Raw genomic sequence first — 26,665 nt, 5'->3', positions numbered from 1 at the left:
CTCCACTAAATAGCGATGAATACGCCGTTCCGTTTTATCAAGATATTCGCCTTGCTGCCGGTAACGGCTTTGCTGATGACATAGCAGACTATAACAACTTCAAATTGCGTTTTTCCAAATCAACACTCCGTAAACAAGGCGTACAGTACGAAAATGCGGTATGTGTGATTGCTGATGGAAATTCAATGGAGCCAGTTATTCCAGATGGAACAACGGTAGGAATTGATTTGGGTAATAAGACAATCCGAGACGGCAAGATTTACGCTATCAATCACGGCGGGCTATTGCGGATCAAACTGCTCTACAATATGCCAAACAATCAAATAAAAATCCGTAGCTATAACAGTGATGAACACCCTGATGAAATAGCAGAGTTACAAGACATTTCAGTGCTTGGTAAAGTGTTCTGGTATTCTGTTTTACTATAGACATTAACACTGGATATTGTTGATCTTTAATAACAACCAACATAAGGAACAATATGGCAAGCATTGAAGATATTATTATTCCTCAGCAAGAAATCGATCATATTATGGCGATGAAAAAGCAAATTTATTTTCAACGCGCCACGTGGGAGAGAAAGCAGAAGAATCAACCCTACCCTTATTGGCTGGAATTAAAGCTTCCATTCTTTGATAGCGATCAATTGCCAATACCTCAACTTAGAGCTTTATTCTCCTACCGACCTGCACGCAGAGAAAATTTAATGCCATCGATGAGTTTTATCGCTTTCTATAAAAACAGACGATTATTCGCTGTAGATCAGGGCGAAAGGCTCGTTCATGTAAATAGAATAACTAAAGTAAATCCAACCGCAGAAAGCCGTATTTGTGGCGCTCATTATCACATTCTGCATGGCAAAGAGAATCAGGAAACGGGCTATTTACTAGATGAAAAATATCAAAAATCAAGTGATTTTATTGAATTAATGTGTTATTTTTTAGCGAATTTTAATACTGTCGCAGTGGGGACTATTCCCCATCCAATATCATCAAACAACGGACAAATGGAGCTATTATGATATGCAGCACGGTCTTATCCAATCTAGGCTATGAATGTCATTCTATTGCCGATGATTTGATTTTAATCAACACTCCTTTCACCCTTGAAGATGGTAGCGTCATTCAGGCATACATTGAAAAGGTTGGAGAAGATCATTTTACTGTAACCGACGACGCGCAAACCTTGTGGGAAATGAACGGGCGTGGAATCAACCTCACCAATAACCGCATAGACCATATAAAAAGCACGCTCAAACGTTACGGATTAAATCTGAACGACCGCGCAGAAATCAACACGACAACAAGCGGTGAAATGCTTGCGCATAATTTGCAACGTGTGATTCAGGCGGCGATTGTTACAGATACGCTTGCTATGGATTGGTACAATGTTCCATCGGATAAATTCGAAATGACTGTAAAATCTGATTTCCGCCACCATCAATTCCACCAAGACCTCGGATTTGATGTGAAAAAATCAGGGTTGAGTGGTCATCAAATCACAATCCCTATTGTATTAAGTGGCGGAGAACGACATACCAAGCAAATCTTCACAACCAGCGTAAAAGCAAAAGGCAGTTGGAGTAGCGCTTATGGTGTTCTTGGTAAAATAATGGATCTAACCAATCCGACAGCACAAACAAATGATGAATCTTATGTGGTAATTGATGATAAAGCGGTAGGCGATCAGTTAAATAAACTTATCCTACTCTTTAACCAATCGCCGGCAAAGATTCTACCCTACGATAAAAAAGATATTTGGCTTAATAAAATCGCCGCTTAACAATAAACCGCCCTCTTGGCGGTTTTCTTTTGTCTGCAATTCCTACCGCACTTTTTAAAATCCGTACTAATCCACTCTCTTTTTTTGTGATCTGGATCGCAAATTCATCAAATAGTCAAAAATAAATTCAATTAAAAATCAAATATTTACTACTTTATATAGAGAAAACCCCTACTTTAATGCAATCTTTAGTTGCAATTAAATCTACTTTAAGTAGAATAACCCCATCAAAACGAGATGCACATAACCAACATCTCAACGCTCTTTAACAATTTATCTTACAGAATCACGGTGCATAACGGTATTAAGCGGTCGTTAGATTAAAAGCCCTAACCTACTTAATAACACTGTGGTTTAAAGTCTGCCCATGCAAAGCCAGTGAAAAACGGTGCAGTTGCCGAAAGTGGAGCTCAAGCAGGCGAATATCCCAATGTGGATATTTCAAAACACATTTGCTAGTACAGAGACACAGTGGCATGTGAAACCGTTGCGAATGATAGATGAAGTGTGTTTTGAAATGGCAAACATAAAACAAACGAGGTTAAAAATGGAAGAAAAACGCTATTCAGAGGCTGGCAGTGTTACCAGCAACACCATAACTGAAATTCCAAAAGAACATATTCGCGCTTGTATTTTGAAAGCGATTGAAAACGGTGCTTATTATCCTGGCTTAGAGGAGCGAGCATGCCAAGCAATTTCTTATATAAATCGATTTAGTGACGCCCAAACAAAAGAAGAGCTAATTGATAATAAAACTGGTGAAGTTTACGTGTTAGTTAGACCATAGGTTGCTAACTTTATTTAACGCTCTCATAGTTGCAAAGTCATTATTTGAGCAATCAAATACGCCAAGACGATCATCATTATCTATAAATTGAAGCAAATAATCCCGACATTGCTCGGCCGTATGTGTTCTTGAACGAATATACCAGACCGATTCAAATAGCTTCGCATAAGTTCCGTAGGATTTAATTGCCTCAATTAATGATTTGTAATCACGTTGATTTCTTAAATCATAGGTAAGAATTAAATTAGCCATAATTTCTCCTTGTTCGTGTTGTGGTTGGAGAAAATTATATTCCTTATGTGTTGTGGTAACAATAAGGGCTTGAGCCTTACAAGCATAAAGAAAGGCACCCTATTCTAGACAAAATCAGCTCAGACTGATTGGCTACTCCACTGACTGCCTGAAAAGTGCGGTCTTTTTTAAATATTTGACACCGCCCTCACTTCGGATTAAGATACCCTCACTTTCAACAGAAAGTCCAGTAGCCACAAGTAAGTGGCTTTTTTTGTATCCAAAATCCGAGGTGTGTGATGTCTGAACCCTTTACCGTAATAGATGAAAATATGAAACTACAAATTCACTTACACAACGACAAACCCGTTGAACTTTCTATACTGTGCCAAAGTTTAGACGGCATCTCAAAAGAATATTCACGTTTTATTCAAAATGCCACACCGGAACAAAATCTAGAGCCTTGCGACAGCAATATTTACGTCACGCAAATCACCAAAGGCAGTATTATTGTTGAACTTGGCACCTATGTTGCAGCTACCTACACCCTTGTAGAACACGCCAATGCTATTTTCGAATTTGGTGAACGGCTTGCTCAGGTTTATGGCTGGCTACAAGGTGAAAATGAGCAACCTGATAATATAACGGTAAGCGAGTTACGCCATTTGAGCCAAACGTTAGAACCTGTTTCAACAGATTCAAAAGCAACCATTCAAATTGGTTCGATTAATATAAACGGTGGCGTTCACCTTCATTTTGAAGCAGATAGCATGAAAGCTAACGCGTTACAACATCTGCTTGAAAAGAAAATGGCGGAAATGAAAGAGCCAATTGTCGGTCTTCAAAAAGGCTGCGCAATGCAGCTTGCCGTTACTGCCACAGATAAACAAATTGACAAAGCCATTATCGAAGCCTTTTCTAAAAAAGCGGTTAAAGTCAGCTTTGAAACAGAGGAAATAAAACAAACCATGATTATGCGGGAACATCCCTACCACAAACTCTTTATTGTGGATGTAATGGTGCATACGGTAGATGATAAAATTGTGCTTTACCACATCAAAAAATTAATCGATATTTTAGATAAAGAATAATTGACAAAAACCGCCATCAACGGATAAGATAACCGCACTACTAAACGAAAGACGGTTATCCGCCCGTCCAAAAGCGGTTTTTTTGTACCTGAAATTTAGGTATCGATCGTTTATGGTCGGGTCGAGAGAGCTAAATAAAACACCGAAAGGGAATAAGCTCCGCCATCTTTCGTTGGTAGTTGAAGCCCGTCCGCCCACTAAGCGAACGACTAACTAAACTAAAACGAAAGGTACAAAAAATGTCAAATCCAATCCAATTCTTAGACTTCAGCTTTAAAAATTCCCCTGTTCGCATAATTACCGATCCAAGCAATGAATATTGGTTCAGCGGTAACGATGTCTGCGAAATTCTTGGCTACGCAAATCCGCGCGATGCCATTAGCAAACATTGCAAAGTAGCTGGTGTCGCGAAACGCTACATCAGCTATCCAAGCGGAAAAAAGGAAGCGACATTCATCAACGAACCAAACCTCTACCGCCTGATCATCAAATCACGCAAACCCGAAGCCGAACCTTTTGAGGCATGGGTCATGGAAGAAGTGTTACCGGCAATTAGAAAAACAGGAAAATATCAACTTCAACCACAACAGCTTGCACTACCCGAACCCGAAAAGAAATACACGTTTGAATTTACCGAGTATGAACTGCAACAGCTTGTGTGGGCATGGTTTGCTTTATTGCGTGGCACGGAACTTTGCCAAGTACTTCACCCGGCATTAAAACAAATTGGTTCGCACTACGCTGCATCGGTTCATGACATTGCTTACGAATATCGCAGCACTCTCCGTCAGGCTCATAACGTATTGACACGCATTACAGAGCAATTTGAATGCGAGCAAGGTAATAACTGGCGCGTATTAAAATATCTTCGAGCCTACAACCCTAAAGCAACAGGCTTTCAGCTAGATATTCTCTAAAACACCACAAAATCCGACAAAAGGAACAGAAAATGAACAAATTAATCATTACGCTGGTGTGTGCATTTGTGGTGTATATGGCGCACGACCTAAATCTTAATCATGACTGTGACGGTAAAATCTGTCATACCGAAATAATTTCAACCATAGAGGGAAAATAAAATGTACCAACTCAAAGCTAGATGTTCTGGCTTGGCTGATTTAATGGCAAAGCCTAAAAGCGGTAATGGAATTTCTGCGACAGCCAAAAGTGCGGTGCGAAAAATCGTTAAATTCGATCTTTTTGGTTATCAAGATTTCGAAGGCAATAAATACACCGAAAAAGGCATCGCATTAGAAGAACAAGCCATTAAGTTAAGCGGTCGTAAACGTGGATTACCTCTTAAAAAGAACACGGAAAGGCGTGAAAACGATTGGATTACTGGCGAATGTGATATTTATATTCCAACCAGAAAGCTAATTATTGATACAAAATGCTCGTGGGATATTGGCTCACACCCTTTCTTCACGGACGAGGCAGAAGAAAAAGCCAAAAAAGCAGGATATACAATCCAAATGCAAGGCTATATGTGGCTATGGGATTGTGAAGAGGCTCAAATTGACTTTGTTCTCTTGCCTACTCCATACGAGCAATTATCAAGCTATGACGACCCGACACGATACATTGATTTAGTGGAGCAAATACCACAATCAAAACGTATTACAACCGTTACAGTTAAGCGTGATGACAAAATCATCGAAGAAATCAAAGAGCGAGTTAATGCCGCTCAAGAATACTATCAACAACTCATACAGGAGATGAGCTAATGGCTGGCGTAAATAAAGTAATTATAGTGGGGCATCTAGGTAATGCCCCTGAAATGAGAACAATGCCAAATGGCGAACAAGTAGCAAATATCAGCGTAGCAACCAGCGAAAGTTGGACAGATAAAAACAGAGGAGAGAAAAAAACTCAAACAGAATGGCATCGCATTGTGTTCTATCGCCGTCAAGCTGAAATTTGCGGTCAATATTTACAGAAAGGCTCTCAAGTGTATATAGAAGGTCGTTTAAAAACACGCAAATGGCAAGATAACAACGGCCAAGATAGATATACAACAGAGATACAAGGCGATGTTTTGCAAATGCTAGGAGTCGCCAAGATGAGCCAAAGTCGCAAAGTAAGTCACAACCAAAACCAAATAAACCCGACCCATTAAGCGCAGCGGCAGAACAAGACGGGTTTGATGATGATATAGAAACAACCGTTTTAGGGAGGTATTATGGCTAAATTTATTAAATTAACACTTTCAGATGAACGAGAAATATTCATCAACACCGAAACAATTGTTAGTTTTAATGCTTATAATGGTGAAACCGTAATAACAACATTAAATTCAAACGATGATGATTGTATAAAGGTTAAAGAAACACCTGAAAGAATATTGCACTTTATACAATGCGGCCAACTATTCCGCTAATTGAAGGTGAAATGGATAACGAAAATATAAAGCAACAACTAAAAGAGCTTTACAAACAAGAGCAAACTCTCTACTTAGAAATTGAGCTGTTCGTGAGCGAATTAAAGAAATAATCAACTACATAAAAAAAAACAAGGCCGCTAGATAGTGGCCTTTAAATTTACAAGGAATAATAAAAATGTACTGGTTCAAAAATGCAATTATTTACCAATTAACAAAAAAAATAGACTTTGAGAATATCGAAAAACAACTCAATGAATGTGAATTTACTCCGTGTGGTTCGGCAGATGTTAGCCATTTCGGCTGGTCTGCTCCGCTCGCCACCAGCGAAAACTTAGCTCATCAAGCGGATGGAAGAATATTACTTGTAGCCAAACGTGAAGAGAAGATTTTGCCAACAGAAGTTGTGAATCGTGAACTCAATAAGCGAATCACTGCACTTGAAGAAAAAGAACAGCGAAAATTAAAGAAAGTAGAACGATTATCCCTAAAAGATGATGTGATAGCCACCCTACTTCCGCAGGCATTTTCTCGCATCAAAACGACTGCACTTTATATCGACACAATGAAACAACTTATCTTTGTTGATGCTGCATCAAGTAAAACAGCTGAAGATGCACTCGCACTTTTACGCAAATCGCTCGGTAGTTTGCCAGTAGTACCGCTGGCGTTTAATAGTGCGCCATGCGAAGTGATGACAAAATGGGTTACAGATACCGCGCCAGATTGGCTTATCTTGCGCGAAGAAGTGGAGATTCGAGAGAAAGCTGATTTAGGCGTTATCCACTGTAAGCAAAAAGATATTGAAGATGAAGAAATAATCGAGCTTGCGAAAAATGGCTCAGTATCAAAACTCGCGCTTGAGTGGGAAAACAACCTTAAATTCGTATTAATCGAAGATGGCACGATGAAGCGTTTGAAGTTTGACGACAATATCACCGAGCAAAACGATGACATTGTAAAAGAAAATATGACAGCTCGTTTTGATGCAGACTTTGTCTTAATGGCAGGAGTGCTTGGCAGAACAGTGGATAGCCTAATAAAAGAATTTTGCGGAATCAAGGAGAGACTATGAACCTACTAAAATCCCTCGCCCGAATAATCCTCAAAGAGGAACTCGAAAATAATAAATATCACTTTGAAAAATTAGGTAATGAAAATCTTGCCAAATCAAGACGCATTAAAGAACTTGAAAGCGATAATGACCGCCTAAGAATTAAAGTGGAACAAATCCGACAAGACAATTTAAAACTCCGTAAAAATCGACCGCACTTTAAACACCATAAGAAAAAAGGAGGTCGAAAATGAATGAAATTAACATCAAAATCCCCTTACATAAATTCCAAACATTAATACACCGTTATGTTAGAGACGCCCTACACGATAACGGCACACCCGTTTTAATCTGCATCCATGATGTTAAAGAGTATTGGGCGGTGCTAGATAGCCATACAAGAGAAAAAATTAAGGGCGAAGTGACATTTTTTATCAAAGAATATCATCATCTACGCAATGATGAATTCTTTAAGAAAGATTTAGCTGCTTGGAGTAAATTAGCCGACTGGATAAATGAAAACCGCAGCAGTACATCAACAACTGGCACAACAGCAAAACCACTTGTGCCTGTGTTGCCCGTGATTAATCCCAAACAGATAGGATGATATTATTATAATTTGACACCGCCCTCACTTCGGATTAAGATACCCCCACTTTCAACAGAAAGTCGGTAGCCACAATTAAGTGGCCTTTTTTGTATCTGAGAGGTAAAAATGACTAATGTAATCATTGTAAAAGATGCTGAAATTCGCGTAATGGAACAAAATGGTGAAGATTACATCAACCTAACGGATATGCTCAAAGCAAAAGATGGGGAATTTTTTATTAGCGATTGGCTCAGAAACCGTAATACGCTTGAATATATCGGTATCTGGGAAGAGCTAAACAATCCTAATTTTAATTATGGCGAATTCGCCCTAATTAAAAGTCAATCTGGTTTAAATCGATTTAAAATTAGCGTTAAAGAGTTTGTTGCTCAAACTAATGCTATCGGTTTACAAGCCAAAGCAGGGCGTTATGGTGGGACTTACGCTCACAAAGATATTGCATTAGAATTTGCAATGTGGATAAGCCCAGAATTCAAACTCTACCTAATCAAAGAATTCCAACGCTTAAAACAAAAAGAAGCCGAAGATAACAAATTAGAATGGAACGTTAAACGCATTCTTAGCAAGGCAAATTACCGCATACATACTGATGCCATCAAAGCCCACCTCATTCCCAAATTACTTAACACAAAACAATATCAATTTGTGTATGCCACTGAAGCAGATATTTTAAATCAAGCCTTATTTGGGCAAACAGCTAAACAATGGAAAGATGCAAACTCTGAATTAAAAGGCAATATGCGTGAACATGCAACCATTGAACAGCTAACTGTATTAGCAAGCTTAGAAAGTCAGAATGCATTGCTTATTCAACAAGGCATTTCTCAAGAAGAACGCCTTACGATATTAAATCGCCTTGCCATTCAACAAATGAACTCACTACTACAAACAAATGTACTGGAACAACTAAAAGAAAAACCTTTGCTTCAAGAATAAAAAGATTATTGACAACACCGCTTACATCGGATTAAGATACCCCCACTTTCAACAGAAAGTCGGGAATGTCGCAGTTTCTGAATTACTTAAGAGCGGTGAAAAGACAGACGCTCAAGCGTCTTTTTTTATAGCCGTAAAACAGCAAATCTACCTTTTTCGGAAATTTCCGAAAAAGTCCAATGATGAGCTGAATGAGGGGATCGAAAGATCCGCCGTTTTCTCTTAAGTACGGTACTGCGAACCTCGTTCAGTTCATCACCAACTATTCGCAGTGGTTCGTGATGAGTTTTAAAACTTACTTAAGAGAATCACAAAATGACACATTTAAATCTTATCCCTGTTTTTAACGGCTTAATCCAAAATCAACCTGTTCAGCTTTGCAACGCTCGTGAACTTCACGCTTTCTTAGAAATTAAAAATAAATACGCAGATTGGATCAAAGACCGCATCAACGAATATGGCTTCATCCAAGATGAAGACTACCTCGTTATCACCGAACGCACCAACGGACGCCCACGCAAGGAATATCACATCACCCTCGATATGGGCAAAGAACTCGGTATGGTCGAAAGAAACGAACGAGGCAGACAAATCCGCCAATACTTCATCCGTTGCGAAAGAACATTAAAAGCCTTGCAACAACCGCAACAACTCGCCTTGCCTGAACCGCAAAAATTCACGTTTGAATTTACTGAGTATGAACTCCAACAGCTCGTTTGGGCGTGGTTCGCTTTATTGCGTGGCACGGAACTTTGCCAAGTACTTCACCCAGCATTAAAATAAATTGGTTCGCATTATGCTGCGCCCGTTCATGATATTGCTTACGAATATCGCAGCACTCTCCGTCAGGCGCAAAAAGTATTAGAGCGAATCACTGAAAAATTTGAGTGCAAACAAGGCGATAACTGGCGAGTATTAAAATATCTTCGAGCCTATAACCCTAAAGCAACAGGCTTTCAGCTAAATATTCTCTAAAACACCACAAAATCCGACCGCACTTTTTTTAAGCCTGCGGCGGATTCTCACACCTAAAATCCGACAAAAGGAACAGAAAATGAACAAATTAATCATTACGCTGGTGTGTGCATTTGTGGTGTATATGGCGCACGCCCTAAACCTTAATCAAGACTGTGACGGCAAAATCTGTCACACCGAACAGACACAACAATATTAACGAACCACCGCTCTTATGGGCGGTTTTATTGGAGGAAATATGGAAAATATTATGATTATTCCAGCCAAAACAATGCCTATTGTGACTTATTGTAAAGTATTTGGTTTGACAGCAGAGCAAATCAATATGCGATTAAATCGTGGTATATGGCAGAAAGGAGTTCATGTTTTATCGGTAGATGGTAGCAAGGAGCGTTTCATAGATTTGGAAGAGGTTGATAAATGGGCGCGAAAAAACAAAATCCACGTGGCGTAACGATTCGTAAACATAAAGCAAGTGAAACAATTAATATCACATTTACATTTGAGGGAGTGCGCTGTCGCGAGCCACTCTCTTTACCTGTAACTCAATCAAATATTAATTATGCTGGCCGCTTGCTTGGCGAAATTCAAAACAAAATCGAGCGTAATACTTTTAATTATGCCGACTACTTTCCAACGTCATCTAGATTAAGGATCTTCGGGAAACTTGTGGAAGGCGTAACCATTAAGCATTATCTTGATGAATACATTGAAACAGCTAAAGTTCGCCGGTTATCGCCATCTACTATTGCGGGGTATCAAAAGGTGATTAATGAGCTATCCGATTTTCATAAAGTAGCGGTAAATAGTCTTACGCCAGCAATGATTAAAAACTGGATTAAGCAGCAACGCACAAAAACCAAAACAATACGTAACAAACTGTCCGTTTTACGTAGCGCGATAGATGAAGCCGTAACAGACGGCATTTTGCAAATTAATCCCGTATCGCAGATCTCAGTAGATCGCTATAAATCAACTAACAAAACAGCATCGCAAGATGATGAATATGAAGTCGATCCATTTACGCCACAAGAGATTGAATTGATTCTTGATAATTGCCGTTTTGAGCAATGGCGAAACCTTTTCAAGTTTGCTTTACGGACAGGCTTGCGCAGCTCGGAACTATGCGCTTTACGCTGGATCGATATTGATTTTAAGGAGAAAACGGCGCACGTACAAAAAGCTAAAGTTGTAGGGGTAATCAAAGGCACTAAGACAAAATCTGGAACTCGTTTGATTGAGCTTGATGATGTAGCAATAGATGCGCTACAAGATCAACTTAATTTCACTCGAAAAAGTGATTTTGTGTTTAGCGATCCGAAAACAAAAAAACCATGGGCTTCTGCTGATGCAATTCGGAAGAAAGCATGGATTCCAACAATTACTCAAGCTGGAATTCGTTATAGAAACCCCTATCAAACTCGCCACACCTTTGCTACAATGCATATCTCTCAAGGTAAAAACCTATTTTGGCTCGCCAATCAAATGGGGCATAAAGGACCGGAAATGCTGTTCCGTCACTATGGTCGATACCTAAAAGAATACGAAGGGAATACAAGGAAGTAATTCCCAAAAAGATACGCATTTGATCCGTGATTCAATAGTAAACAAACTTTATATAATAAAATCATGAAGTTATATATTAGCGAGATGGGGGTTCAACTCCCCCCAACACCAAACAAAAAAATTAAAGCCTTGATTATCAAGGCTTTAATTTTATCTAATCATTAACAAATTCTTGGCAATGGTTCATTTGTTGGTAAATCTAACAATCGACCTTGTCCAAAAATGCCCACTAAACGCACTTTTTTGTCAGTTGTTACTTCACCAATCACAGCCGCATTTTCACCTAATGGATGACGACGAAGTGCGGTCAAAATTTCTGGTGTTTTTTCAGCTGAAGCAACGATAACAAGCTTGCCTTCATTAGCGAAGTTTAATGCTTCAAGACCAAGTAATTCACAAATTCCGCGCACTTCTTGGCGAATTGGCAAGGCTTGTTCATCAATATTTATGCCTAGCTGTTGCGCCTGTGCAAACTCGTGCAAAACAGCATTGACTCCCCCACGGGTCGCATCTCGAACTGCTTTCACACCATCTACTTCGCGTAAATTTTCAATCAATGGATAAAGCACGGCGCAATCACTATGAAGATCCGTTTGGATACCCAGTTTTTCACGTAAATTTAAGATTGTTGCGCCATGATCGCCAATGGTGCCGCTCACAATGATTTTATCGCCTGTTTGAATTTTATGAACGCCCCAATCCAAATTTTGAGGAATAACACCAATTCCACTGGTATTGATAAAAATCTTATCCACTGCGCCTTTTTGTACCACTTTTGTATCGCCAGTAACAACCTGAATGCCCGCTGCTTTTGCGGTTTCTGCCATTGATTGAATAACTGCTTTAAGATCCGCAAGTGGCAATCCTTCTTCTAAAATAAAGCCACAGGATAAATATTTTGGTATCGCACCGCACACCGCCACATCATTTGCCGTGCCGCACACTGCTAATTTCCCGATGTTACCACCAGGGAAAAAAATGGGATCAATTACAAAACTATCCGTACTAAATGACAATGTTTCGCCTTGCTTTGCTAATTCGGTTAATGGAATTCTTGCCTGATCTTCCCCTTGCGCCAAAATAGGATTCACAAAGGCTTCAACAAAATAATCTTGGATCAATTTCTGCATGGCAGCACCGCCATTGCCGTGCGCCATAGTAATAAATTCGCTCATTTTATTCTCTCCGATATTGATAATAGGCTGCACATGCGCCTTCGGAAGAAACCATCAACGCACCATAAGCATTATCAGGATTACAACCTGTGCCAAATAATGGGCAATCAGATGGTTTACAACGCCCTGTCAAGACATCGCCACAACGAGAATTAGGATCATCCGCCACCTGTTGCGCTTGGCTTTGGAAATAAATTTCGGCATCAAATTCACGATAAGCCTCCGTCAATTCCACGCCAGATTGTTCAATTTCCCCCAACCCACGCCATTCACTGCTTGCTTTAAGCTGGAATACTTCTTGCATTGAACGTTGGGCCAAAGCATTTCCGTGATCATCAACAATGCGTTTATATTGATTTTCGATTTCACAACGGCCATCAACAAATTGCTGCACTAACATCACAATTGCCTGCAAAATATCTAGAGGTTCAAAACCAGTAATCACGAAAGGTTTGTGATATTTATCGACAATCCCTTGATAAGGCGATGAACCAATCACCATACTCACATGCCCTGGCGCAAGAAAACCATCAATTTTGACTTGATCTTGAGCCAGCAAGCTATGTAACGTTGGAATAATTGTGATGTTTTGGCAAACAATCCAGAAATTTTTTGTTCCTAGTTTTTTGGCTTGCTGAAGCGTTACTGCCGTGCTCGGCATTGTGGTTTCAAATCCTAAGGAAAAAAAGACGACTTTTTTATTCGGATTATTTTGTGCAATATTCAATGCATCCAAAGGTGAATACACAATGCGAACATCTGCGCCTTTCGCTTTTGCTTCTAAGAGGGAACCTTTGCGACCTTTCACTCGCATTGCATCACCAAAGGTACAAAAAATGACATCTGGTTTTAGCGCAATTTCAATACAGACATCAATACGCCCCATCGGAAGCACACAGACAGGGCAACCAGGGCCATGAATAAATTCGATACTTTTTGGCAATAGCCGATCCAATCCAAATTTAAAAATCGTATGGGTATGTCCGCCACACACTTCCATTAAATACAATGGATTCTGCGCCGTAAAGTGCGGCATTTTTTCCATCAATTTTTCAAGTTGCGCCACTAAACTACGGGCAAGTTCAGGATCGCGAAATTCATCAACAAATTTCATCGATTATCCTTGTTTACGTTGTTGTTCTAGCCAATTTAACCACTCACTGAGACCTTGTTCAGTTGTCGCGGAAAGTTGAATCACTTCAATATTGGGATTCACTCGTTTTGCATTGGCAATGCATTGTCCTATATCAAATTTCAAATAAGGTAATAAATCCACTTTATTTAAAATCATCAAACTTGATGCGGCAAACATATGCGGGTATTTAAGCGGTTTATCTTCGCCTTCTGTCACAGATAAAATCACCACTTTCGCTTTTTCACCAAGATCAAACTCAGATGGACAAACTAAATTTCCCACATTTTCGATAAACATAATACTGTCAGCTTGTGGTCTTAATTTCACCATAGCTTCGCTAATCATTTGTGCATCTAAATGACAACCTTTGCCTGTATTCACTTGAATAGCTGGCACGCCAGTCGCACGAATACGATCTGCATCATTTTCAGTTTGTTGATCACCTTCGATTACATAACAAGTGCGGTCATTTTTGAGGGCATTTAGCGTCGTCGTTAACAGGGTGGTTTTGCCTGAACCCGGACTCGATACAAGATTTAAAGCTAAAATATGTTGTTTCGCAAAGAATGCACGGTTTTGATCCGCGAGTTGATTATTTTTTCCGAGAACATCTTGTTCTATTTTTAACAAACGTTTTTGAGTATCGTCTGCATCGACTGGTTTATTGAAATGAAATGTTGAATGTGAAAAGTTTGGTGTACCTAATTGATGACTTCCTTGATCATCATGAGTATGAGGCAATTCACCAATACGGACTTGCTCTGGATGTCCGCAGCCACAGGTTGTACACATAAATCCTCCGTTTTAATGTGCTTATTTGGGCTGAGGTTTCAAACTGACTTTCAACAGAAATAATGTTTAAAACACTCAAAGCCCTTAGCTTTGTCAACAAATTTGCAGCAAGCATAGCACAATCAAAATTCGGCTTTTTGATGAAGATCATAAACTGATAATTTCTGTAGCTAATTCGTTAATAAATCCATGATGATGGGATGAAATCAAAATGGGTAAGGAAAGTTCACGCAAAAGTGCGGTCAATTTTTCAGTATTTTTTCGATCTAATCCATTGGTGGGTTCATCTAATAATAAGATTTTTGGCTGCATTGCTAAGACACCCGCAAGTGCGGTGAAATTTTTCTCACCACCAGATAAGGTATGCACCATACGATCTTTTAAACGTGTGATACCAAGACGTTCTAATTGCTGCTCTGCGATATGATACGCCTGCTCTCTGGGTATATTTTGGTTTAATGGTCCAAAGGCAATATCATCCAATACTGTTGGACCAAAAAGTTGATCATCGGCATTTTGAAAACAAATACCAATCGTGCCACGAAAGGGCGCAAAATCTTTTTCTTCACGGCAAACTTGGCCAAATAATTTAATTTCACCTTTGGCTACAGGAACAAATCCCAACAAAGCAAGAAGTAACGTCGTTTTTCCTGATCCAATTTCCCCTTGTACGAAAAGACGTTTTTGACCTTCCAAGGTAAAACTCAAATCTTGAATAATCGCTCTACCATTGCGTTCTATATAAAGATTATTTACAGCTAACATATTATTTTTCTCTCTTTTTACCGAACTGAAAACCACGACATTTTAACGCCATTTGTGCCGTTTCGGCTTTTAGCAAGGCATGAATCAATAATAAAGCAACACTTTGAGCCGTCACATAAAGGGTTCGGCGATTAAGTCGAGGACGAAATCCACGAGCTCGCATGGCAATATCCATTTTTTGACGCAATTCGCCAAGCAGTGCAATGTAACGTACGGTCAGCACAAAAAGTTGAATTAATTTTTCTGGCAAAGGCAATTTACCCATGGCTTGAACAAGCACCGCATCATTAATATTCCACAAAAAAAGCCAAAGAGAAATCAACAATAAATGAGTCCTTAAACTCAATTTTTCTGCTAATTCTATCCCTTGGAAATTGAGTTCAATGCCATTTCCGCCAATTTTCCAACTTAATGTCGCCCACATTAAAGCAATAAAAATGACTAAAGCAAACCAACGTTTAAGGTAAGGCAAAAAAGATTTTTGACTGAACCGCAGTGAAATAAAAAAGAGAGAAACTGCAAGCACATTAAGGGGGATAAGCCAAGTGAGATCACTCAATCCACTAATGATTACCCCCCAGATAAACAGATAAATCAACCTAAAGTGCGGTTGAAATAAACGGTGAATTTTCATTAAGAGACATTCTCGGTACGATTCATGACTTCAGGATACATTTTACCAAGCAAGCTAATCACCCCTACGCTGATAATACTATCCAAAATAAATACCGGAAGATGAGAGACTAGCAAGAGCCAAACAAGATTCAGATAACTTTTACCACCATCTAACATCAGCACAAAAGAAGCAAGCGCGCCTGCCCCACCAACGCCAATTACGCCAGATCCAATACCGACTAATAAGCGATCTTTTAAAGCCATGTTTGGTTGTAAACGAGAACGGAAAAGATAATGAGCGATCACCGCTGGCGTTGCCATCACGCAAAGATTGACACCTAATACTGCAAATCCACCAAAAGAAAAAAAGATGACTTGCAATAAAAGTGCGATGAGAAATGCTGGAAAAACAGCCCAACCTAGGAATAAACCAGCCATGCCATTTAAAATTAAATGTACGCTGCCAATTCCTACGGGCACATGAATGGTTCCTGCCACAAAAAATGCAGCCGCAAAAAGTGCGGTGAGCGGTAAACGTTCTGATTCTAAACGACGTAACCCCACCGCGATGCCCGCAACAGCAAGCACTGCGCCAGCCAATAAAATAGGCGTATGTAACACGCCTTCAGATAAATGCATTAAATACGTCCTTGTTTAATTTTACGCGCGTTACGTAAAGCAATGAATCCAGCAATACCAACGATATAACCAATTCCGCCTAAAATATCATGCAAATAAATTTTATCTTTTAAATGCGCAATATCTTCACGAAGGAGCATTAAATCTGCACCGCTTTGATTTTCGGCAGATGTATGAGCGGCAACAACTGACGCACGGTGTCCTTCATCGCCTTCCACCACAACTTTTAAGGTTGTATGTGGCACATCAACAATCGAAAGCTTAAATGCGCCTTGGCGGTCTGTTTTTCCAGTTAAAACGGGATCAGAAACACCTGAGCGGAAAACTTCTAAATAAGTTTCAGCCGCTGGGGTCATATCAGAATAATAGGATTTGCCAGAGAGTGTTTGCCCATCATATTGGGCAAACACATAAAGCGCGTGGGCATAAGCATTCGGGAGATAGCAAGCCGCAGAAAGTGCGGTTAAAAAAACAATTTTCTTCATCCCAAATCCATATTATTGCGCATCAAAAGTTAACATATATTCTACAGAGCGACGATCGTAATCTGCATTATTAGTTACTTTTTCCTCAAACTCTGCCCATACTTTGTTGAAGCCTTTAACTGGCGTAAATTGAGCGATACCTTTTTCATTAGTTAAATTGAACGGTGCATCTTCACTCACGCCCACTTTAATGCCTTGAACTGGTTTACCATTATGTAACACAAGGATAGAAAGTGGTTTGTTCGCTTGTGCTTTTTCTTGAGGAATCAATTCGTAAGCTTGTTGATGAGATTTGAAAGATTCAGCATCCCATTTCAAAATCGCTTTACCAAATTTAACAGGATTAGTACTAAATTCTGCGGTTGGTTCTTCACGTTTTGTTTTTTCAACGTATTTACCGCTTGGTAATTTTGACCACACACCATTATCGAAATGAACGAATACTAAATCTGATTTAGGCATAAGATAGGCTTCGCCATTTCTGAATTGATAGTCAACTGCGGTTAATTTTCCTTGCGCATTTAAGGCTTGAATAGATTTAAGTTTAGATTCTGGATAGGTTTCAGTTTGTTCATGTCCAAATTTAACCACGTATTCACCTTTGGCTGAAGCAGGTTCAAGCCAAACATTGTGTGCGTTAGCAACAGACATACCTAAAAGTGCGGTTAATCCCACTGCGATTTTTTTTAATTCCATTTTGGATGCTCCTTGTTTGTTTTTGTTTAAGAAAATCTGAACGCATGATAAAATATAAAGTAACTTTAGAGTCAAGTCATTTTTTAAGGAAATTGATGAAAATTGGAGCACTTGCTAAAGCCCTAGGCTGTACCGTAGAAACCATTCGTTATTATGAACAACAGGGTTTAATCCTGCCCCCAAAACGCACTTCAGGCAATTTTCGGCAATATAATGAAGAACACTTGCAACGTTTATCATTTATTTGTAACTGCCGAAATTTAGATATTTCATTAAGTGAAATAAAAAGCCTACTCAATTTAGAAAATGCTTCAAAACAACAAGCAGAAGAAATTAATCGTGTGTTAGACAAACATATTAAAGAGGTGGCGACAAGGATTCACGAACTCGCCCATTTGCGGATGAAATTAATTGAATTACGTGAAAAAACAGTCTCAAATGATGAAGATCCAATGAAATTGCTATTGCAACATAGTGGTGTGAAATTTGTGCGATTAAAATAACCGCACTTTTAGATTATGGCTGACTAGATAAACGCTGTTTTGCTTCCTTATTACCTAATTCAGCAGCTTTCTTCAGCCATTCCAATGATTTTTCAGGTTGGTTTTGTGAGCGATAAATATTACTTAACATCATCATTCCATCCGTATCTTTAGCTCGAGCTGTACGTTCAAAAAGCTTAATGGCTTGCTCTGTATTTTGTTTAACATAATCGCCACGTAGATACATAACGCCAAGATTATTTAGCCCTTTCACGCTGCCCTTCTCTGCCGCTTCGCTAAACCACCAATAAGCCTTTTCATAGTCTCTCACCGTGCCACGCCCAAGGTTATATAACATGCCTAGATTGCTTTGAGCGGTTATGTTTCCTTCTAACGCCATCGGATACATAATATCGAAAACTGAGATCCATTGTTGTTTATTGGCAAACTCTTGTGCCAAATTCATTCTTGCTTGATCATCCATTTTCGAACTTGCTGTAACATCAACGGTTTTCATCGCCCAAATTGGAAAGCTACAAGAAAGTAATACTGTATGAAAAAATAACTTCAGTTTCATTTATAAGGTTGCTATTAAAAGTAAAATAAAAAACACAGCGGTAATCGCAAATTCTGTTAGTCCAACTTGCATAACAGAAAGCTTTTTAGTGGGCAGATAAACCGCTCGCACCAATCCGGGAACAAAAGCTAATGCTAAAATAAATTGTTGCGAAACCACAAAAATCAGCACACATAATAAGTGAAAAATCACTGACGCCCAAAAATAACGTGGATTTTTTCGTTCACGCATCATGGATTTCACATAAAGTGTTGTTCCAATAAAAAATAATGTTGGATAAATCGCTACCCAAAGTATTTTTTCATCAAAAGTGCGGTCAGAAAAATAATAAGATCCCATTCCGGCTAGAGCAAAAATTAAGATCCCAGCCAAGTCATTCCATAAATTGCGTTCATCTTTTTTCTTGGTGAAATAAATGTTCACCGCGACAAACGGCAGCATAGCAAACATAAAATACAGCACTTGCCAATTATAAATTAACGCGGGAATCGCAAAAATCACAGCGGCAGCAAAATAAATCACAGACCATTTTTTGTATAACTCAAGATTTTTACCTTTAAACAAATTCAAAAAAGGATAAGTCATCAAATAAAGCGAAAACCATCCTAATAGTAAAAATAGGTGCGCCCATACAGGATTAGCAAGTAACATGCCGTAAATAAAAGGCACCAATGCCATAACAATAGCGCCATGCTGATTAGAGATAAGCAGTTTCATAATGATTAAATAATTGAGAATAATTATCGGGTATTCTAGCCTAGTAAAGAGGATTTTACAAAGTGGTAAACGCTATTTAGAATAGAAGAAAACACGCCAAAGGAGAACCCTATGACAATTCAACGCATTTTACCCAGCGCACGTTTAAGTGAAGTTTCAATTCATAACAGCCTCGCCTATTTTGCAGGACAAGTTCCCGAATTAACCATCGAGCAAAATGCCTACGAACAAACCAAAGAAATATTAGGTTTAATTGATAAATTGTTAGCAGAAATTGGCTCCAATAAAAGCAATATTTTAACCGCGCAAATTTTCTTGGCAGACATGCAAGATTATGCACAATTAAATCAAGCTTGGGATGAATGGGTCGATCATGTTAGCCCCCCAAGTCGAGCGACAGTCGAAGCTAAATTAGCGGATCCTCATTGGAAAGTTGAAATTGTTATTATTGCAACTTGTTAGTTTTTTAAGCCGAATACACAGGAGAATATTATGGAAAATTGGACACATGAAATTTGGTTAGCGATTGGTATCGCTTTTATTGTTGGATTATTTATTGGTTACATTATTGTACGTTTAACCAAAGGCTCCGTAAAACATCAAGCTAAAACAGAAGCTGAATTAAAAACAGTCAAAAACCAACTTGATACACAAAAAGCACAAATCGAAAAACATTTTGCAGAAAGTGCTGAATTATTCAAAAACTTAATTAACGATTATCAAAAACTTTATCGCCATTACGCAACCTCCTCCAATAATTTACTTGGCGAAAAAGATCACAAAGGTTTATTCACCCAACAGCTAATTACTGCAACAGATAAATCTCAAGATGAACAACCTAGAGATTATTCCGAGGGTGCATCGGGTTTGTTTAAAGAAAAGAAAGAAGAAAATTAAAAAAGTGCGGCTAAAAATAGAAATGTTTTTAGCCGTTTTTATATAGGAACAATTTATTGCTCTCTTATATCACTCATAAAATCTAGATAAAACAAAACCCCGCGATTAGTTTCGCGGGGTTATGAAAGGGTTAATTGGTGCGACTAGCTGGACTCGAACCAGTGACCCCCACCATGTCAAGGTGGTGCTCTAACCAACTGAGCTATAGTCGCACTGCATAAAGTGTCTGAAATTATAGATATTTTTAATCTGAAAACAAGTATTTTCTTAAATACTCGATATAACTGGCAAAAAAGTAAACAGTATTGCCTTAAATAACCGAGCCGTTTTTGATTTCCCAGATTTTTAAGCGTATAATGCGCACCGGTTTTTCATCTGGCTAATATATAGTCAAGTAAAAATAATATCTTTAAAATTTTGTAATTATTGACGGAGTAAATAATGTCTAGAAGACTAAGAAGAACGAAGATTGTATGTACTATGGGCCCATCAACTGACCGTGATAACAATCTTGAAAAAATTATCGCAGCGGGCGCTAACGTAGTTCGTATGAACTTCTCTCACGGTACACCTGATGACCATATTGGACGTGCTGAACGTGTACGTTCTATCGCGAAAAAATTAGGTAAAACCGTGGCGATCTTAGGTGATTTACAAGGTCCTAAAATTCGTGTATCTACTTTTAAAGACGGTAAAATTTTCTTAAGCGTTGGTGATAAATTCATTCTTGATGCGGAATTACCAAAAGGCGAAGGCACACAAGAATCTGTTGGTTTAGACTATAAAACGCTTCCACAAGATGTTGTTCCTGGCGACATTCTTTTATTAGATGATGGCCGTGTTCAATTAAAAGTATTATCAACTGATGGTGCAAAAGTTTTCACTGAAGTTACTGTTGGTGGTCCATTATCAAATAATAAAGGTATCAACAAATTAGGCGGCGGTTTATCTGCAGAAGCATTAACAGAAAAAGATAAAGCAGACATTATTACAGCTGCACGCATTGGCGTTGATTTCTTAGCGGTTTCTTTCCCTCGTTCAAGTGCTGACCTAAATTATGCGCGTGAACTTGCACAACAAGCTGGTTTAAATGCAAAAATCGTTGCTAAAGTTGAACGTGCAGAAACAGTGGCTAATGATGAAGCAATGGATGATATCATTTTAGCATCTGATGTCATCATGGTTGCACGTGGCGACTTAGGTGTGGAAATTGGCGATCCTGAATTAGTCGGTGTACAGAAAAAATTAATTCGTCGTTCACGTCAATTAAATCGTGCTGTAATTACAGCGACTCAAATGATGGAATCAATGATTAGTAACCCAATGCCAACTCGTGCTGAAGTGATGGACGTTGCAAACGCAGTATTAGATGGTACTGATGCAGTTATGCTTTCTGCAGAAACGGCTGCAGGTCAATATCCTTCTGAAACAGTAGCAGCAATGGCTGGCGTATGTTTAGGTGCAGAAAAAATGCCAAGCATTAACGTTTCTCGTCACCGTATGGATAAAGAATTTGAAACCATTGAAGAATCTGTTGCGATGTCGGCAATGTATGCAGCAAACCACATGAAAGGTGTGGCGGCAATTGTCACTTTAACTAGCACAGGCCGTACTCCATTATTAATGTCACGCATTAGCTCTGGCTTACCAATCTTTGCTTTATCTCGTAATCAAGAAACTTTAAACCTTTGTGCACTATACCGTGGCGTAACTCCCGTTTATCATGGTGAAGATAGCCGCACAGAAACCAGTGCAAAAGCAGCACTTCAATCATTAAAAGAAAAAGGTTACTTATCTACTGGTGATTTAGTGCTTGTTACCCACGGTGGTCAAGGTGCGACACAAACCAACGTATGTCGTACATTAATTGTTGAATAATCAACAATCTGAATACTTTAAAATGAAAGAGCGGTGGATTTTTCCACCGTTTTTTATTTCCTTTTTTCACCGCACTTTTCACTTAAATCCAATAGATATTTGCGGTATCATAGGCGACATTCTAGTATCGAAATAAGTCCTATGGCATCACAACCTCAAATCAAATCTTCTGACAAAAAAACGGCACAAATAAGTATTCCACCGCACTCACTTGAGGCTGAACAAGCCGTGTTGGGTGGCATCATGCTGAGCAATCAACATTGGGATGGCATTGCTGAACGTGTGATTGCTGACGATTTTTATACTTTTCAACACCGTCTGATTTTTACAGAAATGGAACATCTAATGCGTAATCAATCGCCTATTGATTTAATTACGCTAGATCAAGCCTTAAGAAGCCGTGGTGTAAGCGATGAAGTGGGTGGATTTGCCTATCTAGCAGAGCTTTCCAATAATACTCCGAACGCGATTAATATCTTGGCTTATGCAGATATTGTGCGCGAGAAAGCCATATTACGAGAACTTATTTCGGTAGGAAATCGCATTGCTGAAAATAGCTATTCTCCCAAAGGGCAAGACATTAAGTTAATTCTTGATGAAGCAGAGCGTGAAGTATTTGCGATTGCAGAAAAACGAACTACTTCTAGCGAGGGCCCACAAAATGTGATCAATGTGCTGGAAAGTACCATTGAAAAAATCGATATTTTGAGCAAACTTGAAAATCATTCAGGCGTAACGGGCATTACGACAGGTTTCACTGATCTTGATAAAAAAACGGCAGGTTTACAGCCTTCTGACTTAATTATCGTTGCAGCACGTCCGTCAATGGGTAAAACCACTTTCGCCATGAACCTTTGCGAAAATGCCGCAATGGCAAGTGAAAAACCCGTTTTAGTATTTAGTTTAGAAATGCCAGCAGAACAAATTATGATGCGTATGATCGCTTCCCTTGCTCGCGTTGATCAAACTAAAATCCGAACAGGTCAAAATTTAGATGAGATCGAGTGGAACAAAATTGCCAGCGTAGTTGGGATGTTCAAGCAAAAAAATAATCTCTATATCGATGACTCTTCTGGTCTAACGCCTACCGACGTTCGTTCACGCGCACGACGAGTTTATCGTGAAAATGGTGGATTAAGTATGATTATGGTGGATTATTTGCAACTAATGCGCGCACCAGCATTTTCAGATAACCGAACACTAGAAATCGCAGAAATTTCTCGTTCCCTCAAAGCGCTAGCCAAAGAATTACAAGTGCCAGTGGTCGCCCTTTCTCAGTTAAACCGTACTTTAGAACAACGTGGAGACAAACGCCCTGTAAACTCAGATTTACGTGAATCTGGCTCCATTGAACAAGATGCAGACTTGATTATGTTTATTTACCGAGATGAAGTCTATAACGATAACTCGGAAGATAAAGGTGTTGCAGAAATTATTATCGGTAAACAACGTAACGGCCCGATTGGTCGAGTGCGCTTAAAATTTAATGGACAATTCTCACGCTTCGACAATCTCGCCGAACAACGTGAATATCATGATGATTATTAAGGAATAACAATGAATGTAAAACCGGCGACAGCGAAAATTAGCTCACACGCCTTAAAACAAAATTTAGAAATAATTAAACAAAAAGCACCAAATAGTAAAATCATCGCTGTGGTTAAAGCAAACGCCTATGGTCACGGCGTTGTGTTTGTCGCATCAACTTTAGAACAAAATGTCGATTGCTTTGGCGTGGCTCGTTTAGAAGAGGCTCTGGCATTGCGTTCCAATGGTATTACTAAACCGATTTTATTGCTTGAAGGCTTTTTTAATGAACAAGATTTGCCCGTCTTAGCGGTCAATAATATTGAAACTATCGTACATAATCGTGAACAATTGGAAGCACTAAAACGTGCGAATTTACCAAGCCCAATTAAAGTTTGGTTAAAAATAGACACAGGCATGCATCGTTTAGGTGTTGCATTGGATGAAGTGGATTTTTTCTATAATGAACTTAAAAAACTTCCATATATTCAACCGCACTTAGGCTTTGTCAGCCATTTTAGCCGCGCTGATGAATTAGAATCCAATTATACCCAACTTCAAATCAACCGTTTTTTATCCGCTACAAAAGATAAACAAGGTGAACGTACTATTGCCGCGTCAGGCGGCATTCTCTTCTGGCCAGAATCTCATCTGGAATGTATCCGCCCGGGCATTATTATGTACGGCATTTCTCCAACTGATACTATCGGCAAAGAGTTTGGCTTAACGCCTGTGATGAATTTAACCTCTTCATTAATTGCCGTTCGCCATCATAAACAAGGCGATCCTGTAGGTTACGGCGGTATTTGGACAAGTCCACGAGATACCAAAATTGGCGTGGTCGCAATGGGCTATGGCGATGGATATCCTCGAGATGTTCCTGAAGGCACGCCTGTTTATTTGAATGGTCGTATCGTGCCAATCGTTGGAAGGGTTTCAATGGATATGTTAACCGTTGATTTAGGACCTGATAGCCAAGATCAAGTAGGTGATGAAGTAATTCTATGGGGTAAGGAATTACCTATTGAAACCGTAGCTAAATTCACAGGAATTTTAAGCTACGAGCTAATTACAAAATTAACACCTCGTGTTATAACTGAATACGTTGATTAATCACTGCATTTTTTGAACAGAGGGAATCATTCTCCCTAATAAAAATTCCAGAAAGTGCGGTTAAAATTTCAATTATTTTTAATGAAAGGAAATACCATGAAAAACATTAACCCGGCTCACACCCATGCGTGGAAATCTCTTGAAGCACATAAAGCTGAATTGTCAAACACCACCATCCAAGATTTATTTAAACAAGAAAAAAATCGTTTTGACGATTATTCTTTAACATTCAATAACCAAATTCTTGTAGATTTTTCCAAAAACAACATCAATCAAACAACCCTTTCACATCTTCGCCAACTTGCTCAAGAATGTTCTCTTGATAGCGCAAAAGAAGCTATGTTTACCGGTGAAAAAATCAATCATACTGAAAATCGGGCTGTACTACATACTGCACTCCGCAATCGCGCTAATACGCCAGTGCTTGTTGATGGTAAAGATGTCATGCCTGAAGTCAATGCTGTGCTAGCTAAAATGAAAGATTTCTGTCAGCGTATTATTTCGGGAGAATGGAAAGGCTATACAGGAAAAGCCATTACTGATGTTGTGAATATTGGTATTGGTGGCTCTGATTTAGGTCCTTATATGGTAACCGAAGCACTTCGCCCATATAAAAATCACCTAAATATGCACTTTGTTTCAAATGTCGATGGTACACATATTGCGGAGACCTTAAAAAAAGTCAATCCAGAAACGACGCTTTTCTTAGTGGCATCGAAAACTTTTACCACTCAAGAAACCATGACAAATGCACAAAGTGCACGTGATTGGTTACTGAAAGCAGCGAAAGATGAAAGTGCGGTTGCAAAACATTTTGCAGCATTATCAACCAATGCTAAAGATGTAGAAAAATTTGGTATTGATACCAACAATATGTTTGAATTTTGGGATTGGGTTGGCGGTCGTTACTCTTTATGGTCAGCTATTGGTCTTTCAATTGCACTATCAATTGGCTTTGAAAACTTTGAAGAGTTGTTGAATGGCGCACATGAAATGGATAAACATTTCCGCTCTACTCCAATTGAAAAAAATATTCCAACCACTTTAGCATTAGTTGGTTTATGGAATACCAATTTCCTTGGTGCGCAAACAGAAGCGATCTTACCTTATGATCAATATTTACATCGCTTTGCGGCTTATTTCCAACAAGGTAATATGGAATCAAATGGTAAATATGTGGATCGTGATGGCAATGTCATTAATCATTACCAAACTGGCCCTATCATTTGGGGAGAACCCGGCACAAACGGACAACATGCGTTCTATCAATTAATTCACCAAGGCACCACTTTAATTCCTTGTGATTTTATTGCGCCAGCCCAAAGCCATAACCCATTGGCAGATCATCATAATAAATTGCTTTCTAACTTTTTCGCACAAACAGAAGCATTAGCGTTTGGAAAGACAAAAGAGGAAGTCGAGGCTGAATTTGTAAAAGCGGGGAAATCTTTGGATGATGTGAAAAATATTGTTCCATTTAAAGTATTTACTGGTAATAAGCCAACTAATTCGATTCTCGTTCAAAAAATCACGCCATTTACCTTGGGGGCATTAATTGCTATGTATGAACATAAAATCTTCGTACAAGGTGTGATTTTCAATATCTTTAGCTTCGATCAATGGGGGGTAGAACTAGGCAAACAACTTGCAAACAGAATTCTTCCTGAATTAACAGATTCTGAAAAAGTAGCAAGTCATGACAGTTCAACCAATGGGTTAATTAATCAATTTAAAGCATGGCGTTAATTGTTTATTTAATATAA

33 protein-coding genes, 1 tRNA gene and 2 pseudogenes are annotated in these 26,665 nt (G+C 39.0%); 24 read left to right on the top strand and 12 right to left on the bottom strand.

The window, feature by feature from the left end; genetic code table 11:
* The 4 genes from DV434_RS08310 to DV434_RS10825 all read left to right on the top strand — a co-directional run.
* On the top strand, positions 1–428 hold a 428-nt coding region (locus DV434_RS08310; RefSeq protein ID WP_192881524.1), incomplete at its 5' end, for a S24 family peptidase.
* A 53-nt stretch (positions 429–481) separates the two neighbouring features.
* The gene (locus tag DV434_RS08305) at positions 482–1,021 is read left to right on the top strand and encodes a hypothetical protein (protein ID WP_118786053.1); all 540 of its coding nucleotides are present in this window, start codon (positions 482–484) and stop codon (positions 1,019–1,021) included.
* Complete coding sequence (locus DV434_RS08300; RefSeq protein WP_118786052.1) at positions 1,018–1,782, top strand: DUF1828 domain-containing protein; 765 nt, start codon at positions 1,018–1,020, stop codon at positions 1,780–1,782. Before DV434_RS08305 ends, DV434_RS08300 begins: the two co-directional genes overlap by 4 nt.
* Before the next feature lie 547 nt (positions 1,783–2,329).
* Positions 2,330–2,569, top strand: a complete 240-nt coding sequence (locus DV434_RS10825; RefSeq protein WP_192882525.1) for a hypothetical protein — start codon at positions 2,330–2,332, stop codon at positions 2,567–2,569.
* Here the strand turns inward: DV434_RS10825 and DV434_RS08290 are convergent.
* The gene (locus DV434_RS08290) at positions 2,555–2,821 is read right to left on the bottom strand and encodes a hypothetical protein (RefSeq protein ID WP_005687157.1); all 267 of its coding nucleotides are present in this window, start codon (positions 2,819–2,821) and stop codon (positions 2,555–2,557) included. The two genes, DV434_RS10825 and DV434_RS08290, sit on opposite strands and share 15 nt — an antisense overlap.
* 278 nt (positions 2,822–3,099) lie before the next feature.
* Between DV434_RS08290 and DV434_RS08285 the strand changes: the two genes are divergently transcribed.
* The 13 genes and pseudogenes from DV434_RS08285 (at position 3,100) to DV434_RS08230 (ending at position 11,409) form a co-directional block, all read left to right on the top strand.
* Positions 3,100–3,891, top strand: coding sequence for a hypothetical protein (locus DV434_RS08285; protein WP_118786050.1), 792 nt, complete (start codon positions 3,100–3,102; stop codon positions 3,889–3,891).
* 239 nt (positions 3,892–4,130) lie between these two features.
* Complete coding sequence (locus DV434_RS08280) at positions 4,131–4,808, top strand: P22AR C-terminal domain-containing protein (RefSeq protein ID WP_118786049.1); 678 nt, start codon at positions 4,131–4,133, stop codon at positions 4,806–4,808.
* 162 nt (positions 4,809–4,970) lie between these two features.
* On the top strand, positions 4,971–5,615 hold the full coding sequence (locus DV434_RS08275) for a translocation protein TolB precursor (protein ID WP_118786048.1): 645 nt from the start codon (positions 4,971–4,973) through the stop codon (positions 5,613–5,615).
* A complete protein-coding gene (ssb, locus tag DV434_RS08270) occupies positions 5,615–6,007 on the top strand; it encodes a single-stranded DNA-binding protein (RefSeq protein WP_239992787.1) in 393 nt (130 codons plus the stop codon). Before DV434_RS08275 ends, ssb begins: the two co-directional genes overlap by 1 nt.
* Positions 6,008–6,070: 63 nt before the next feature.
* Positions 6,071–6,268, top strand: coding sequence for a hypothetical protein (locus DV434_RS08265; protein ID WP_118786047.1), 198 nt, complete (start codon positions 6,071–6,073; stop codon positions 6,266–6,268).
* A 178-nt stretch (positions 6,269–6,446) separates the two neighbouring features.
* Complete coding sequence (gene rdgC, locus DV434_RS08260; protein WP_118786046.1) at positions 6,447–7,343, top strand: recombination-associated protein RdgC; 897 nt, start codon at positions 6,447–6,449, stop codon at positions 7,341–7,343.
* Complete coding sequence (locus tag DV434_RS08255) at positions 7,340–7,576, top strand: hypothetical protein (protein ID WP_118786045.1); 237 nt, start codon at positions 7,340–7,342, stop codon at positions 7,574–7,576. Before rdgC ends, DV434_RS08255 begins: the two co-directional genes overlap by 4 nt.
* The gene (locus DV434_RS08250; protein WP_118786044.1) at positions 7,573–7,929 is read left to right on the top strand and encodes a hypothetical protein; all 357 of its coding nucleotides are present in this window, start codon (positions 7,573–7,575) and stop codon (positions 7,927–7,929) included. The genes DV434_RS08255 and DV434_RS08250 overlap by 4 nt, the downstream gene beginning before the upstream one ends.
* Before the next feature lie 108 nt (positions 7,930–8,037).
* Positions 8,038–8,868: a KilA-N domain-containing protein gene (locus DV434_RS08245; protein WP_118786043.1), complete on the top strand. Its 831-nt coding sequence runs from the start codon at positions 8,038–8,040 to the stop codon at positions 8,866–8,868.
* A 315-nt stretch (positions 8,869–9,183) separates the two neighbouring features.
* Positions 9,184–9,384, top strand: a pseudogene (locus tag DV434_RS11125) (antA/AntB antirepressor family protein); the annotation flags it as partial.
* Between the two features lie 138 nt (positions 9,385–9,522).
* A pseudogene (locus DV434_RS11120) lies at positions 9,523–9,843 on the top strand (P22AR C-terminal domain-containing protein); the annotation flags it as partial.
* Between the two features lie 238 nt (positions 9,844–10,081).
* Complete coding sequence (locus DV434_RS08235; protein WP_041175167.1) at positions 10,082–10,297, top strand: hypothetical protein; 216 nt, start codon at positions 10,082–10,084, stop codon at positions 10,295–10,297.
* A complete protein-coding gene (locus DV434_RS08230; protein WP_118786042.1) occupies positions 10,264–11,409 on the top strand; it encodes an Arm DNA-binding domain-containing protein in 1,146 nt (381 codons plus the stop codon). The genes DV434_RS08235 and DV434_RS08230 overlap by 34 nt, the downstream gene beginning before the upstream one ends.
* Before the next feature lie 161 nt (positions 11,410–11,570).
* Here the strand turns inward: DV434_RS08230 and hypE are convergent, their stop codons facing one another.
* The 8 genes from hypE to DV434_RS08190 form a co-directional block, all read right to left on the bottom strand.
* Complete coding sequence (gene hypE / locus DV434_RS08225; RefSeq protein WP_118786041.1) at positions 11,571–12,584, bottom strand: hydrogenase expression/formation protein HypE; 1,014 nt, start codon at positions 12,582–12,584, stop codon at positions 11,571–11,573.
* A gap of 1 nt (position 12,585) precedes the next feature.
* Entirely contained in the window at positions 12,586–13,698 is a 1,113-nt protein-coding gene (gene hypD / locus DV434_RS08220; RefSeq protein WP_005638009.1) for a hydrogenase formation protein HypD, read from the bottom strand.
* Between the two features lie 3 nt (positions 13,699–13,701).
* Positions 13,702–14,511 (bottom strand): hydrogenase nickel incorporation protein HypB, encoded by an 810-nt coding sequence (gene hypB, locus DV434_RS08215; RefSeq protein WP_118786040.1) that lies wholly within the window; start codon positions 14,509–14,511, stop codon positions 13,702–13,704.
* Between the two features lie 147 nt (positions 14,512–14,658).
* Positions 14,659–15,276 (bottom strand): energy-coupling factor ABC transporter ATP-binding protein, encoded by a 618-nt coding sequence (locus tag DV434_RS08210; RefSeq protein ID WP_118786039.1) that lies wholly within the window; start codon positions 15,274–15,276, stop codon positions 14,659–14,661.
* A gap of 1 nt (position 15,277) precedes the next feature.
* Complete coding sequence (locus tag DV434_RS08205) at positions 15,278–15,910, bottom strand: energy-coupling factor transporter transmembrane component T family protein (RefSeq protein WP_118786038.1); 633 nt, start codon at positions 15,908–15,910, stop codon at positions 15,278–15,280.
* Positions 15,910–16,530: a cobalt transporter CbiM gene (cbiM, locus tag DV434_RS08200; protein ID WP_118786037.1), complete on the bottom strand. Its 621-nt coding sequence runs from the start codon at positions 16,528–16,530 to the stop codon at positions 15,910–15,912. The genes DV434_RS08205 and cbiM overlap by 1 nt, the downstream gene beginning before the upstream one ends.
* Positions 16,530–17,015: a carboxypeptidase regulatory-like domain-containing protein gene (locus DV434_RS08195; RefSeq protein ID WP_118786036.1), complete on the bottom strand. Its 486-nt coding sequence runs from the start codon at positions 17,013–17,015 to the stop codon at positions 16,530–16,532. The genes cbiM and DV434_RS08195 overlap by 1 nt, the downstream gene beginning before the upstream one ends.
* A 12-nt stretch (positions 17,016–17,027) precedes the next feature.
* The gene (locus DV434_RS08190; RefSeq protein WP_118786035.1) at positions 17,028–17,711 is read right to left on the bottom strand and encodes a DUF4198 domain-containing protein; all 684 of its coding nucleotides are present in this window, start codon (positions 17,709–17,711) and stop codon (positions 17,028–17,030) included.
* Between the two features lie 95 nt (positions 17,712–17,806).
* On the opposite strand from DV434_RS08190, the gene DV434_RS08185 reads away from it, so the two are divergent.
* On the top strand, positions 17,807–18,214 hold the full coding sequence (locus tag DV434_RS08185; RefSeq protein WP_118786034.1) for a Cd(II)/Pb(II)-responsive transcriptional regulator: 408 nt from the start codon (positions 17,807–17,809) through the stop codon (positions 18,212–18,214).
* A 13-nt stretch (positions 18,215–18,227) separates the two neighbouring features.
* On the opposite strand, the gene DV434_RS08180 is transcribed toward DV434_RS08185, so the two are convergent.
* Positions 18,228–18,770 carry a tetratricopeptide repeat protein gene (locus DV434_RS08180; protein ID WP_192880762.1) on the bottom strand — a complete coding sequence of 181 codons (543 nt, stop codon included), beginning with the start codon at positions 18,768–18,770 and terminating at the stop codon, positions 18,228–18,230.
* Positions 18,771–19,487, bottom strand: a complete 717-nt coding sequence (locus DV434_RS08175; RefSeq protein WP_015702440.1) for a YwiC-like family protein — start codon at positions 19,485–19,487, stop codon at positions 18,771–18,773. It lies immediately after the preceding gene.
* 111 nt (positions 19,488–19,598) lie between these two features.
* On the opposite strand from DV434_RS08175, the gene DV434_RS08170 reads away from it, so the two are divergent.
* Positions 19,599–19,949 (top strand): RidA family protein, encoded by a 351-nt coding sequence (locus DV434_RS08170; protein WP_118786033.1) that lies wholly within the window; start codon positions 19,599–19,601, stop codon positions 19,947–19,949.
* Between the two features lie 30 nt (positions 19,950–19,979).
* The gene (locus DV434_RS08165; RefSeq protein ID WP_118786032.1) at positions 19,980–20,384 is read left to right on the top strand and encodes a Z-ring associated ZapG family protein; all 405 of its coding nucleotides are present in this window, start codon (positions 19,980–19,982) and stop codon (positions 20,382–20,384) included.
* Positions 20,385–20,519: 135 nt separating this feature from the next.
* On the opposite strand, the gene DV434_RS08160 is transcribed toward DV434_RS08165, so the two are convergent.
* Positions 20,520–20,596, bottom strand: a tRNA-Val gene (locus DV434_RS08160).
* 229 nt (positions 20,597–20,825) lie between these two features.
* Between DV434_RS08160 and pyk the strand changes: the two genes are divergently transcribed.
* The 4 genes from pyk (at position 20,826) to pgi (ending at position 26,648) form a co-directional block, all read left to right on the top strand.
* The gene (gene pyk / locus DV434_RS08155) at positions 20,826–22,262 is read left to right on the top strand and encodes a pyruvate kinase (protein ID WP_118786031.1); all 1,437 of its coding nucleotides are present in this window, start codon (positions 20,826–20,828) and stop codon (positions 22,260–22,262) included.
* Between the two features lie 132 nt (positions 22,263–22,394).
* Entirely contained in the window at positions 22,395–23,810 is a 1,416-nt protein-coding gene (locus DV434_RS08150) for a replicative DNA helicase (protein WP_268988582.1), read from the top strand.
* 9 nt (positions 23,811–23,819) lie between these two features.
* Positions 23,820–24,902 carry an alanine racemase gene (gene alr / locus DV434_RS08145; RefSeq protein WP_118786030.1) on the top strand — a complete coding sequence of 361 codons (1,083 nt, stop codon included), beginning with the start codon at positions 23,820–23,822 and terminating at the stop codon, positions 24,900–24,902.
* Positions 24,903–24,998: 96 nt separating this feature from the next.
* Positions 24,999–26,648, top strand: coding sequence for a glucose-6-phosphate isomerase (gene pgi, locus DV434_RS08140; protein ID WP_118786029.1), 1,650 nt, complete (start codon positions 24,999–25,001; stop codon positions 26,646–26,648).
* The last annotated feature ends 17 nt before the right edge of the window (positions 26,649–26,665 follow it).

The sequence above is a fragment of the Haemophilus haemolyticus genome, assembly GCF_003493685.1.
In the GTDB taxonomy this organism is placed as follows: domain Bacteria; phylum Pseudomonadota; class Gammaproteobacteria; order Enterobacterales; family Pasteurellaceae; genus Haemophilus; species Haemophilus haemolyticus_O.
This window is presented reverse-complemented; position numbering and strand designations above follow the sequence as displayed.

Bases quoted from the DNA above. Each gene is read 5' to 3' on its own strand.
- DV434_RS08180 (WP_192880762.1), bottom strand. From the start codon at position 18,770: ATGAAACTGAAGTTATTTTTTCATACAGTATTACTTTCTTGTAGCTTT.
- DV434_RS08280 (WP_118786049.1), top strand. From the start codon at position 4,131: ATGTCAAATCCAATCCAATTCTTAGACTTCAGCTTTAAAAATTCCCCT.
- ssb (WP_239992787.1), top strand. From the start codon at position 5,615: ATGGCTGGCGTAAATAAAGTAATTATAGTGGGGCATCTAGGTAATGCC.
- DV434_RS08205 (WP_118786038.1), bottom strand. From the start codon at position 15,910: ATGAAAATTCACCGTTTATTTCAACCGCACTTTAGGTTGATTTATCTG.
- DV434_RS08285 (WP_118786050.1), top strand. From the start codon at position 3,100: ATGTCTGAACCCTTTACCGTAATAGATGAAAATATGAAACTACAAATT.
- pyk (WP_118786031.1), top strand. From the start codon at position 20,826: ATGTCTAGAAGACTAAGAAGAACGAAGATTGTATGTACTATGGGCCCA.
- hypE (WP_118786041.1), bottom strand. From the start codon at position 12,584: ATGAGCGAATTTATTACTATGGCGCACGGCAATGGCGGTGCTGCCATG.
- DV434_RS08165 (WP_118786032.1), top strand. From the start codon at position 19,980: ATGGAAAATTGGACACATGAAATTTGGTTAGCGATTGGTATCGCTTTT.
- DV434_RS08265 (WP_118786047.1), top strand. From the start codon at position 6,071: ATGGCTAAATTTATTAAATTAACACTTTCAGATGAACGAGAAATATTC.
- cbiM (WP_118786037.1), bottom strand. From the start codon at position 16,530: ATGCATTTATCTGAAGGCGTGTTACATACGCCTATTTTATTGGCTGGC.
- DV434_RS08250 (WP_118786044.1), top strand. From the start codon at position 7,573: ATGAATGAAATTAACATCAAAATCCCCTTACATAAATTCCAAACATTA.
- rdgC (WP_118786046.1), top strand. From the start codon at position 6,447: ATGTACTGGTTCAAAAATGCAATTATTTACCAATTAACAAAAAAAATA.
- hypB (WP_118786040.1), bottom strand. From the start codon at position 14,511: ATGTGTACAACCTGTGGCTGCGGACATCCAGAGCAAGTCCGTATTGGT.
- DV434_RS08245 (WP_118786043.1), top strand. From the start codon at position 8,038: ATGACTAATGTAATCATTGTAAAAGATGCTGAAATTCGCGTAATGGAA.
- DV434_RS08275 (WP_118786048.1), top strand. From the start codon at position 4,971: ATGTACCAACTCAAAGCTAGATGTTCTGGCTTGGCTGATTTAATGGCA.
- DV434_RS08185 (WP_118786034.1), top strand. From the start codon at position 17,807: ATGAAAATTGGAGCACTTGCTAAAGCCCTAGGCTGTACCGTAGAAACC.
- DV434_RS08210 (WP_118786039.1), bottom strand. From the start codon at position 15,276: ATGTTAGCTGTAAATAATCTTTATATAGAACGCAATGGTAGAGCGATT.
- pgi (WP_118786029.1), top strand. From the start codon at position 24,999: ATGAAAAACATTAACCCGGCTCACACCCATGCGTGGAAATCTCTTGAA.
- hypD (WP_005638009.1), bottom strand. From the start codon at position 13,698: ATGAAATTTGTTGATGAATTTCGCGATCCTGAACTTGCCCGTAGTTTA.
- DV434_RS08290 (WP_005687157.1), bottom strand. From the start codon at position 2,821: ATGGCTAATTTAATTCTTACCTATGATTTAAGAAATCAACGTGATTAC.
- DV434_RS08305 (WP_118786053.1), top strand. From the start codon at position 482: ATGGCAAGCATTGAAGATATTATTATTCCTCAGCAAGAAATCGATCAT.
- DV434_RS08300 (WP_118786052.1), top strand. From the start codon at position 1,018: ATGATATGCAGCACGGTCTTATCCAATCTAGGCTATGAATGTCATTCT.
- DV434_RS08255 (WP_118786045.1), top strand. From the start codon at position 7,340: ATGAACCTACTAAAATCCCTCGCCCGAATAATCCTCAAAGAGGAACTC.
- DV434_RS08235 (WP_041175167.1), top strand. From the start codon at position 10,082: ATGGAAAATATTATGATTATTCCAGCCAAAACAATGCCTATTGTGACT.
- DV434_RS08230 (WP_118786042.1), top strand. From the start codon at position 10,264: ATGGGCGCGAAAAAACAAAATCCACGTGGCGTAACGATTCGTAAACAT.
- DV434_RS08175 (WP_015702440.1), bottom strand. From the start codon at position 19,487: ATGAAACTGCTTATCTCTAATCAGCATGGCGCTATTGTTATGGCATTG.
- DV434_RS10825 (WP_192882525.1), top strand. From the start codon at position 2,330: ATGGAAGAAAAACGCTATTCAGAGGCTGGCAGTGTTACCAGCAACACC.
- DV434_RS08195 (WP_118786036.1), bottom strand. From the start codon at position 17,015: ATGAAGAAAATTGTTTTTTTAACCGCACTTTCTGCGGCTTGCTATCTC.
- alr (WP_118786030.1), top strand. From the start codon at position 23,820: ATGAATGTAAAACCGGCGACAGCGAAAATTAGCTCACACGCCTTAAAA.
- DV434_RS08190 (WP_118786035.1), bottom strand. From the start codon at position 17,711: ATGGAATTAAAAAAAATCGCAGTGGGATTAACCGCACTTTTAGGTATG.
- DV434_RS08170 (WP_118786033.1), top strand. From the start codon at position 19,599: ATGACAATTCAACGCATTTTACCCAGCGCACGTTTAAGTGAAGTTTCA.